At 64.5% G+C, this 7,239-nt stretch carries 5 protein-coding genes; 3 read left to right on the top strand and 2 right to left on the bottom strand.

All coding sequences use genetic code 11. The features are described 5' to 3' along the window. Positions 1 to 223: 223 nt before the first annotated feature. Positions 224 to 1,777, bottom strand: coding sequence for a FadD3 family acyl-CoA ligase (locus VIQ49_RS16550; protein ID WP_331886540.1), 1,554 nt, complete (start codon positions 1,775 to 1,777; stop codon positions 224 to 226). Between the two features lie 191 nt (positions 1,778 to 1,968). Here VIQ49_RS16550 and VIQ49_RS16545 point away from each other — a divergent pair, with 191 nt between their 5' ends. Genes VIQ49_RS16545 through VIQ49_RS16535 form a run of 3 tightly spaced genes read left to right on the top strand, consistent with a single transcriptional unit; the run spans position 1,969 to position 5,228 of the window. Next, positions 1,969 to 3,222, top strand: a complete 1,254-nt coding sequence (locus VIQ49_RS16545; protein WP_331886529.1) for an acyl-CoA dehydrogenase family protein — start codon at positions 1,969 to 1,971, stop codon at positions 3,220 to 3,222. Next, the gene (locus VIQ49_RS16540; RefSeq protein ID WP_331886527.1) at positions 3,219 to 4,049 is read left to right on the top strand and encodes an SDR family oxidoreductase; all 831 of its coding nucleotides are present in this window, start codon (positions 3,219 to 3,221) and stop codon (positions 4,047 to 4,049) included. The genes VIQ49_RS16545 and VIQ49_RS16540 overlap by 4 nt, the downstream gene beginning before the upstream one ends. A 24-nt stretch (positions 4,050 to 4,073) precedes the next feature. Further along, positions 4,074 to 5,228 carry an acetyl-CoA C-acetyltransferase gene (locus VIQ49_RS16535; RefSeq protein WP_331886525.1) on the top strand — a complete coding sequence of 385 codons (1,155 nt, stop codon included), beginning with the start codon at positions 4,074 to 4,076 and terminating at the stop codon, positions 5,226 to 5,228. A gap of 77 nt (positions 5,229 to 5,305) precedes the next feature. On the opposite strand, the gene VIQ49_RS16530 is transcribed toward VIQ49_RS16535, so the two are convergent. Continuing rightward, on the bottom strand, positions 5,306 to 7,078 hold the full coding sequence (locus VIQ49_RS16530; protein WP_414731647.1) for a 2-isopropylmalate synthase: 1,773 nt from the start codon (positions 7,076 to 7,078) through the stop codon (positions 5,306 to 5,308). Positions 7,079 to 7,239 lie beyond the last annotated feature (161 nt).

The raw sequence follows: 7,239 nt of genomic DNA, 5'->3' as shown, positions 1-7,239 counted from the left end.
CGGCTATCCGGACGGCCCGCCTTTTTGTTTGCCTGGTTCCGCTGAAGAATTGTTCTGGGGATTTCAAGGTAAATACATAGGGAAGAAATGATCTTCGCGATCACTTTTGCACTCTAGTAACAATATTCTTAGCGTTGGCACCCATTAATTGAAGCGAGGCGATTAATTGTGTGAAGCGGGCAGTTGAACCAGGGTTCGAGAATCATCGCGTGGGCGACCATTGTCAACCGAGTTCGCGCTTGAGGATCTTCCCGGCTGCATTGCGGGGGAACTCTTTGATGAACACCACAGAGCGCGGGATCTTGAAGTTCGCCAGGTTCACGCGGGCGTGTGCCAGAACTGAGGATTCATCGATTTCGGCCCCCGGAGCGATTGTCAGATAAGCGCGGCCGACCTCTCCGAGTCGCTCGTCGGAAACACCGATCACCGCGGCTTCGGTCACGCCGTCGATGCGGGACAGCACTTGTTCGACCTCGGCGGGATAGACGTTGAATCCGCCGCAGATGTACATGTCTTTCAAGCGATCGGTGATGGTGAGGTTGCCGGCCGCGTCGATGGTCCCGATGTCGCCGGTGTGGAGCCAGCCGTCGGCGTCGATCGCCTCCGCGGTGGCCGCCGGGTCGTCGAGGTAGCCGGCCATGACCATCTTTCCCCTGGCCAGAACCTCGCCCTCGTCGGACAACCGGATCTCCATCCCCCGGAATGGCCGCCCGCAGGTGTTCGCAACGGTGACGTCGTCGTCCTCCGGAGTGCACGTGGTGACGAACCCGCTCGTCTCGGTGAGGCCGTAGGCGGTGATGACCGTGTCGATGCCCAAATCGTGTTGCATGCGTTCGACCAGGACGACAGGGACGATCGCGGCGCCGGTCACGGCCAGTCGCAGCGATGACAGATCGAACTCGACGCGGCGGGGTGCGTCCAGGAGGGTCTGAAAGATCGTGGGGGCACCGGGGAAGACCGTGGCGCGGCTGTTCGCGACGAGCTGCATGGCTCTGTCGGGCGAGTACACCGCCAGCGGCACCATGGTGGCCCCGGTGAGCATGCAGACAAGGATCCCGGCCTTATATCCGAACGTGTGGAAGTAGGGATTGACCATGACGTAGGTGTCGTCGGGGCCGAGCCCGCCGTTCCCGGCCCAGGCCGCGGCGCCGGCGATGGTCTGCTGATGCTCGGCGAGCGCGCCCTTCGACTTCCCGGTGGTGCCAGAGGTGAACAGGATGTCGGAGATGTCCGTCGGGCCGACCGCGGCCGCGCGCCGATCCGCCTCGCCGTGATCGAGTCCGGTTGCCGAGTCGAGGGCATCGTCCCAGTCGAGACTGCCCGCGGTGCGTGAGTCGTCGGGACCCAGCCGGATCCGGAGCGCGGCGAGGAGGTCCGTGGCGGCGGTGAGGTCGCCCCCTGCCTGTGTGGTGAGCTCACCGAGGCGGTCGGTGCCCAGGAACGTCCCGGCGATGACCAATGCGGTGGCCCGGGTTCGCTGGATGATCTCGAGGGCTTCGGCCGCGGTGTAGCGGGTGTTGAGTGGAACCAGAGTGGCGCCGGCGAAGTGGACACCGAGTGCGGCGATCGGCCAGTGGTAGCTGTTCGGGGCCCAGATCGCCACCCGATCTCCGGAATCGACGCCCTGCTCGATGAGGACCGTCGCCGCATCCCGGACCGCGTTCAACAGGTCGGACCAGGTGAGGGTGACGGTTTCGCCCCACTGGTCGTCGATGATCGCGGGCTGATCGGGCCACAGTCGTGCGGCGCGGATCAATGCCTGGGGTGTGGTGGTCACTTCGTCGAACTCGGCGCTCGCTGACTCTTCCGGGCCTGCTGACTGTTCCGGCGTCACGGACACGATTCCTCCTGGTCTCACCTGCTCAAAAGGCTAATACCTGTGCCGCGGCAGCAGGCTTTGTCGCCAAAAACCTAGCACTTGCTTGGGTGCCGTGCCCAAGCAAGTGCTTGGTCGGCTAGTCTGGTCGCATGACGGCGATCAATCTCGCTGACCGAGGCGTGGACCTGGGACGATGGGACGGAACGGCGACCGAGTTCTCGGCCGCTGTGAGGGCCTGGCTCGATGAACACCTGGCCGGTGAGTTCGAGCATCTGAAGTCGCGGGGTGGGCCCGGCAGCGAACATGAATTCTTCGGCCCCCGGCTGGCCTGGGATCGGCTGCTCGCCAAGGCGGGGTGGACTTGTCTGGGCTGGCCGGCCGAGTTCGGTGGACGGGGGGCCACCATCGAGCAGCGGATCCTGTTCCATCAGGAATACGCGCGATCCGGCGCTCCGGCACGGGTCAGTCACGTCGGCGAGGAACTCCTCGGGCCGACGCTGATCGAGTTCGGAACCCAGGAGCAGAAGGAACGGTTCCTGCCGCCGATCACCACGGTTGACGAACTCTGGGCGCAGGGCTATTCCGAGCCCGGGGCGGGGTCCGACCTGGCCAACATCTCGACCACAGCCCGCCTGGAGGATGGCAAGTGGGTGATCAACGGTCAGAAGATCTGGACGTCGCTCGCCCACGTCGCCCAGTGGGCGTTTGTGTTGTGCCGCAGCGAACCCGGTTCGATTCGTCATAGCGGACTGAGCTTCTTGCTGGTCCCACTCGACCAGCCCGGTGTGACGGTGCGTCCCATCCAGCAGCTCACCGGAACCTCGGAGTTCAACGAGGTGTTCTTCGACAACGCCACCACCGACGCCGGTCTTGTCGTCGGGCAGCCGGGCGACGGCTGGAAGGTCGCGATGGGACTGCTCCAGTTCGAACGCGGCGTTTCCACGCTGGGTCAGCAGGTGGGGTTCTCCCGCGAGCTGGGCGAGATCGTCGAGATGGCCAAGGAGAACGGCGCAGCCGAAGATCCGGTGATCCGCGAGCGGATCGCGCGTGCCTGGCTCGAACTCCGCGTGATGCGGGCCCATGTGCAACGCACACTCGCCACGGTCGACACCGGTGGATCGGGCGGCGAGGCGTCGGTGGCAAAACTGTTGTGGGCCAACTGGCATCGCGGGCTCGGTGAGCTCGCCGTCGCGGTACAGGGAGCGCCGTCGCTGATCGCTCCCGACGCGACCAGCGAGGGTGCGGCGAACAACATCTTCGATCCCGGGAATGTCGAACTCGACCGGTGGCAGCGCCTGTATCTGTTCACCCGCGCGGACACGATCTACGGCGGGTCGAATGAAGTGCAGCGCAACATCATTGCCGAGCGTGTGCTCGGACTACCTCGAGAGGCTCGATCGTGACAGTTGAACATCGCCCCGACTCCGAGAGGCGTCCCAGCCCCCTGTCCGCAGTGCCGGAGGAGATTCCCGGCCACGGTCTGCTCGCCGGCCGCAAAGTTGTTGTCACAGCGGCGGCGGGAACCGGAATCGGGTTCGCCACCGCCCGTCGCGCGTTGCTCGAGGGCGCCGACGTCGTCGTCAGCGACTGGCACGAACGCCGGCTGGGCGAGACGGCGGACAAGTTGCGTGCCGAGTTCGGTGACCAGACCGTGGCACAGGTGGTCTGCAACGTCCAGGAGACATCGGCGGTGAACGCGCTGATCGATGCTGCGGCAGGAGAACTGGGCCGGATCGACATCCTGGTCAACAACGCCGGACTCGGTGGTGAGACACCCCTGGTCGACATGGACGACGACGAATGGGACCGTGTCATCGACATCACTCTGGGCGGCACCTTCCGGGCGACGCGCGCTGCCCTGCGGTATTTCCGGGACGCACCACACGGCGGCGTCGTCGTCAACAACGCCTCGGTGCTGGGCTGGCGCGCGCAGCACAGTCAATCCCATTACGCCGCAGCCAAAGCCGGTGTCATGGCCTTGACGCGATGCGCGGCGATCGAGGCCGCTGAATACGGGGTCCGGATCAACGCGGTGGCCCCGTCCATCGCGAGGCATCCGTTCCTGGCCAAGGTCACCAGCGAAGAGTTGTTGGAGGATCTGGCATCTCGCGAGGCATACGGCCGGGCCGCGGAGGTCTGGGAAATCGCCGCCACCATCGCCATGCTTGCCAGCGACTACACCACCTACCTGACCGGCGAAGTCGTCTCGATCTCGAGCCAACGCGCCTGACACCCAATATCCGAGGAGCACAACATGTCTTCACCCCAGGCCTACATCGTCGATGCCCTGCGCACCCCCGTCGGCAAACGCAACGGATCGCTGGCCAAAGCGCACCCGGCCGACATGGGCGCCCATGTCATCAAGGCCGTCATCGAGCGCAACGGCATCGACCCGAACGTGGTCGACGACGTGATCTTCGGCTGCGTCGACACCGTGGGTCCGCAGGCCGGCAACATCGCACGGACTGCGTGGCTCGCCGCGGGTCTGCCCCTCGACATCCCGGGCACCACGGTCGATCGACAGTGCGGATCATCCCAGCAGGCAATTCATTTCGCAGCACAGGCAGTGATGAGCGGAACCCAGGACGTGGTGGTCGCCGGCGGCGTTCAGAACATGAGTGCCATCCCGATCTCGGCGGCCATGCTCGCCGGCGTCGAATATGGATTCGCCGGCCCGTTCGCCGGATCGATCGGATGGGAGGAGAGGTTCGGCAATGCCGAGATCTCCCAGTTCGTCGGCGCCGACATGATGGCCAAGAAATGGGACATCAGCCGCGAAGACATGGAGCAGTGGGCTCTGCAGTCGCATCAGCGGGCACTGGCGGCGATCAAGGAAGGCCGGTTCACCGCCGAGACCGTGGCCCTGGGCGATTGCGTGGTGGACGAATGCCCGCGCGAGACCTCTCTGGAGAAGATGGCCGGTCTCAAGGTACTGGCCGAGGGGTCGTCGCTGACCGCTGCGGTCGCGTCCCAGATCTGCGACGGTGCGTCCGCATCCCTGGTCGTCTCGGAATCAGCGCTCAAGGACTACGGCCTCACCCCTCGTGCGCGGATCCACCACATCTCGGTCCGCGGTGACGACCCGGTGATGATGCTGTCCGCGCCCATCCCCGCCACCAAATACGCCCTCGCCAAGACCGGCCTGAGCATCGATGACATCGATGTCGTCGAGATCAACGAGGCCTTCGCGCCGGTGGTCCTGGCCTGGCTGAAGGAGACCGGCGCCGACCCGGCCAAGGTCAACCGCAACGGTGGCGGCATCGCGCTCGGACACCCACTCGGCGCCACCGGGGCCAAACTCTTCGCGACCCTCCTCCACGAACTCGAACGCACCGGCGGCCGCTACGGCCTCCAGACGATGTGTGAGGGCGGCGGCACCGCCAACGTCACGATCATCGAACGGCTCTAGTTCGGCTCGGCTTGGCCTCCCCTTTGTCCTGCGCCACCCAGCTGCGACTGCCGCTGGGTGGCGCGAGTTCTGGTCGGTCAGGCGGCAGCAGCAGCGGCAGCGACAACTGCGCTCAACGTGGCGCCGAGAGCCGATTGGTCCCGACCGGCGAACCACTGTGAATGTGCTGTGCCGATGCGACATTCGACGAACGTCAGAGCATCACTGTCGTTTCCGACTCCGACGCTGGTCTGGTGCATATCGGCGATATCGACGTGTAGTCCGTGCTGCTCCAGTGCTTTCGTGAGAGCTTCGACCGGGCCGATGTCATCGTGAGCAGTCGTGTGGTCGACGCCACCGACCCGCAGGCCCAGACGTGTGTGAGTACGCCCCGCGATCTCGTCGGCCTGGTAGGAGACGAGCGAAACGACCGAATCGTCGTGGTGCGGTCTGAGATAGGTACTCTGGAACACTTTCCACAGGTCGTCGGCATCGATCTCGGTTCCCGTCGTGTCGGTGTGTTTCTGTACGTGCCGGGCGAAATCGATCTGCAGACGTCGGGGCATGACGATGCCGTATCGAGACTGGAGCAGATATGCGATGCCGCCCTTGCCTGATTGTGAATTGACGCGGATGACGGCGTCGTAGGTGCGTCCGATATCGGTGGGGTCGATCGGCAGATACGGTACCCGCCAAGGAATCTCGGCCGGATTTCGGACATCGGCATCGGCGCGTTCCCGATGTTCGGCGAGCCCCTTCTTGATCGCGTCCTGATGGGTGCCGCTGAACGCGGTGTGGACAAGATCTCCGACATATGGATGCCGGGGGTGCACCTCGAGGCGATTGCAGTACTCGACCGTGCGCCGGATCTCGTCGATGTCGGAAAAATCGACCATCGGATCGATGCCCTGCGCATGCAGATTCAACGCGAGGGTGGCGATGTCGACATTTCCCGTCCGTTCACCGTTGCCGAAGATGCAGCCTTCAACACGCTCGGCGCCGGCCAGAACCGCGAGTTCGGCGCAGGCCACGCCCGTGCCGCGGTCGTTGTGGGGGTGGATCGACAGGATCACACTGTCGCGGCGCTCGAGATTCCTGTGCATGTATTCGATCTGGTCGGCATAGACATTGGGGGTCGCGACCTCGACGGTGGCCGGCAGGTTGATGATCACCGGGCGGGATGGCCGTGCGTCCCACAGTTCGGTCATCGCATTGCACACTTCGAGGGCGTAGCCGGGTTCGGTCAGGTTGAAGACCTCGGGTGAGAACTCGAACCGCACGTTCGGCAGATCCTCGGTGAACTCGAGGATGTCGCGACCGCCGGTGAGGATCAGTTCTTTCAGAACTGCGCGATCGTGACCGAGTACGACGTCCCGCCAGATGGGAGCTGTTGCGGTGTACATGTGGATCACCACCGGGTTGGGGATGTCGCGGATCGCTTCGACCGTGCGCTCGATGAGTTCCCGTCTGGCCGGGGTGAACACCACGATGGTGAGGTCTTGCGGTGCGAGTGCGCCTTCGGCGAGCAGCCGCACGAAGTCATAGTCGGTCTGAGAGGCCGAGGGATACCCGACCTCGATCTCCTTGTAGCCCATGGCGACCATGAGCTCGAAGAACCGGCGCTTACGGATAGGGTCCATGGGCTCGGCCAGTGCCTGATTGCCGTCGCGGAGGTCGACGGGTACCCATAGCGGAGCCTGTGTCAGTCGACGTGTCGGCCACTCGCGTTCGGTCAACGGAACCTCCACGCGGTCAAAGACCTCTCGGTAGCGGTGCGAGGGCATCTGTGACGGACGCTGTCGGTTCCAGACCGGGGTGTCGGCCGGGTTTGGATTGGGCTGTGTGGCGATGGTGGTGCGTGGGGTGGGCATACTGCGAGTTCTCCGATTCGAGAGATCGATGGTCTAGGACCGGCACGACGATCCCCACGACAGGCGGCCGGTAGGAGTGGGCCCGTCGTGGCGGAGAAGGAGGAGAGGTCTGCGCTCGAACATGGGCTAGACTGTACACAACTCCTCAGACAAGTAGACAG

The organism is Williamsia sp. (assembly GCF_036566845.1).
Lineage (GTDB): Bacteria > Actinomycetota > Actinomycetes > Mycobacteriales > Mycobacteriaceae > Williamsia.
The sequence above is the reverse complement of the archived record's forward strand: the minus strand, read 5'-3'. Positions and strand labels throughout refer to the sequence as shown.